We start from the raw sequence: 3,478 nt of genomic DNA on the forward strand, positions 1-3,478 counted from the left end.
CCGGTATCGCTCCAGCGCTGGTCATCGACGGGTTGCGCATTAACCAGGCCTACTGGTTTCAGTTGCTGGCCCGTTATGCCAATGGTCGCCTGACCTACTCCGAACCGGTCACCGCTGTTCCCTTTGGTGGCCTGAACGATAGCGGAATTGACTGGTGTGCCGACGCCACCGGCAATCGTGAGATCAGTGGAGTGCGGGGCGACAAGATGGCCGGCTGCGATGCGCTGGCCGCCAGCCATCCGCGGCAGGATGCCATGTTCGGTCGCGATCAGGCGGCGTTGAATCGCACATTGAAAAAAAGTGGCAGCGGGGCTGCCGGCTTCGATTTTACCAGAATCTGTCGCAGTGGCGAGGCCGCTGGAGAGGGGCGCTGCCCGCCCAATCCGATGACCGGCAAAGGTTTCGATAACTGGGCCTGCAATCGTGACAATGTCACCGGGCTGACGTGGGAATTAAAGGAAGAATCGGGGCTACGCGCCGCCCAACACACCTACAGCTGGTACCAGCCGAACGATACCGTCAATGGCGGTGACGCCGGGGTTGAGAACGGTGGGCGCTGCAGCGGTAGCAGCTGTGACACCTTCAGTTATATTGACGCTGTCAATAGCGAGCAACTATGCGGGGTCAAGGAATGGCGCCTGCCGACGCGCAAGGAGCTGTTGTCGATTGTTGATAACGGGCGCTTCAATCCGGCCCTCGACGTGAGACAGTTTCCCGATGCCTTCTCGGAATATTTCTGGACCTCCTCCCCTTATGCAGATAACCCCCTGATGGCCTGGCAGGTGTATTTTTTCTATGGAGAGGTGGCGCCTGGCGAAAAAAAGCAGGCCAAACCGCTACGCCTGGTCAGTGGCGAGTCGGTGACCTTTGGCATGGATAACCCCTGATGCGCCAGATTGTTGTTCAAAAAACCATGCTGTTCGTGATGGTTTGTGTTCTGGCGGTATATGGTCTCTCGATCTGGAAAAAATTAGAGAGCTACCGTCTTTGGCAAGCGCAACCCCAGGTTCATTTTGTTGACGACATGCCGCTGATGTCTTCGATGGATGCCTACCACTGGTTGAAAATGGCCAGGGACCTCGATGCCGGATATCTCGGCAAGGGAATGGTCAATACTGTCAAGGGTTATCCTGACGGGATAGAATATTTTGACCCGAACCTTCTGGCCCATCTGATCAGCTTTGGGGCAAGGTTTACCGATGGAGATTATTATCTTTCCGGTCTGGTGTTGGTGCCGCTGCTCGGCGGGTTGTTTGTTTTTCCCTTGTTCTTCTTTTTTCAACGATTGGGTTACGGTGCCTCTGCCGTCATCGGTGGCCTGGTGGGACTCTTCAGTCGGGCTTACTATGAACGCAGCTGGATGGGGTTTGTCGATACCGACATGCTTAACCTGTTTTTCCCCCTTGCTGTTGCCTGCTTCATTCTGCCGATAGACAGGAATGCTGCACCCCGGCGCAATCTGCTGTCGGCAGCAGGTGCCGGTGGCATGATGTATCTGTACAACTGGTGGTACGAGCAACCCGGCATCATGCTGGTGTACCTGCTGGTCATGGCACTTTATCTGCTGTTCGGCCGAGTCCCCTGGAAGCAGACCCTGCTGCTTTTATCGGTGTTTTTGATCTGCTCAGGACCGATTTATGCAACCTACAGTATCGAGTCGGTGCTGGTGTTTCTGCGCGCGTATTTTTCCCACTCCACCTCCGGTGCTATTGTCTGGCCAGGGGTGATGGAGCTGATCGCCGAGGCGCAGGTTTTTGAGCCCTTGGTCGTACTGAAAAGAGTTCATGGGCTGCTGCCCCTGGTTATTGCGGGATTGTTCGGTCTGCTGTATCTGCTGCTGCGTTCCCCGCGGCGGATGTTGCTGGTTGTCCCGATGCTGCTGCTGGGGGTGTGGTCTTTGTTCGGGCCGGTGCGTTTTGCCATGTACCTGGCTCCTTTGGTTGGGATCGGGGTCGGGGTTGTGATTGAACTATCGCTACGCAAGGGGTTGACATGGGTGCGTGCGCCGCAGACGTTCCATGTGCCTGTCGCGGTGGCGGTGATGCTGGTGGTTTTTTTTACCACAACATCTTTTTCCTGGTACGATCGCCAACCAAAGCCGATTGCTCCGGCGGGGTATGTTCGGGCAATTGTGGATGTCAAGAAAATGGTGCCGCAACATGCAGCCATGCTCACCTGGTGGGATAACGGCTACCTGCTGATGGATGTGGGTGATTTTGCTACCTACCATGATGGCGCACTGCACGGCAGCCTGCGTACGACAATGATTGGTAAGGCGTTGTTTTCTTCCCGCCAGGAGGAATTGTTCGCTTTTGTGTCCTATCTGGAGGATCACGGTTTTGGGTCTCTCGAGGAATGGATAGCCCGGGACCATGTCACCGGTGGCGAATTGGAACGACGCGTTTTCTCATATCCCGGCAGCTATGGTGGTGATCATGTCTATCTTCTTTACAGTGAAGATATGATCCGCAAATTCGGCTCGATCACCGAGGCGGGAGCCTGGGATTTTACCGCTCTTAAAAGTAACTGGGTGTTCTATGAGCGGTGGAACTGTATTTCCCGCATCGGCAACCTGTATAAGTGTGATGAAGGCACCATTGACCTGAATCGGGGCGTGTTGACCGACGGCATCGTCAATGTGCCCCTGAACGCCGTGCTGACGGTCAATAATGGTTCGGTGACGGCGCGCCACGACTTTCGAAGCGACGGAACGCATTATTTGCAGATGATTTATCGCGACAGTCAACTGTATCAGGTGCAGGTGGTTGAAAATCGTCTGTTTGAGACCAATTTCAATCAGCAGTATGTTTTGGGGAATTATGATCCGAATTATTTTGAAGAGATCTATAACAATTTTCCGGTGGCTCGGGTGTTCAAGGTGCGAAAGCGGTGACGGGATGGACGCGATGAAAAAACGGCTCACAGGGTTCATTTGTTGTTTGCTCTTGACTGCCGGGCTGCCGTTAGGAGCAGAACAGGTCTGTAATCAGTTGCTGACACCGACATCGGTGGACCAGGTGTTTGTCACCGCTGATAAGGGAACAGCGACCCATAAAACTACAGGGCTGATGTGGGCACGCTGCAGTCTCGGACAAGAGTGGGATGGTCGGGGGTGCAGCGGCGACCCGAGACTATTGAGCTGGGCGGAAGCCCTGACCGCATCCGCAGGATACGAATACGCCGGATTTGCCGACTGGCGGTTGCCGAACAAGAACGAACTGGAATTTATTGTCGAGGAATCCTGCGCCCAGCCGGCGATCAACAGCCGTGTTTTTCCTGATACTCCGGGCCTCTTTTACTGGACATCATCCCCCTACGCCGGATCACCACAAGGTGCCTGGAGTGTCGATTTCGGTTACGGTACCGTCAGCGCCACGGTGAAAACCGGAAAATTGCCGGTACGTTTTGTCCGTGATGTTGTGTGGTGAATTTGATGTGTAGGGGCGCATTGCATGCGCCCGGATGTTTGGATACCGCC

General features: G+C 54.8%; 3 protein-coding genes. All 3 read left to right on the forward strand.

The genetic code is table 11. The features are described 5' to 3' along the window. Positions 1-887: Lcl domain-containing protein (locus tag AC6F7T_RS09190; protein WP_500718106.1), on the forward strand; the 887-nt coding region annotated here is incomplete at its 5' end. Then, positions 887-2,893: an STT3 domain-containing protein gene (locus tag AC6F7T_RS09195; protein ID WP_500718108.1), complete on the forward strand. Its 2,007-nt coding sequence runs from the start codon at positions 887-889 to the stop codon at positions 2,891-2,893. The genes AC6F7T_RS09190 and AC6F7T_RS09195, both read left to right, overlap by 1 nt. 13 nt (positions 2,894-2,906) lie before the next feature. After that, on the forward strand, positions 2,907-3,428 hold the full coding sequence (locus AC6F7T_RS09200) for an Lcl domain-containing protein (RefSeq protein ID WP_500718111.1): 522 nt from the start codon (positions 2,907-2,909) through the stop codon (positions 3,426-3,428). Positions 3,429-3,478: the final 50 nt, after the last annotated feature.

This window comes from Pelovirga sp. (assembly GCF_059864205.1).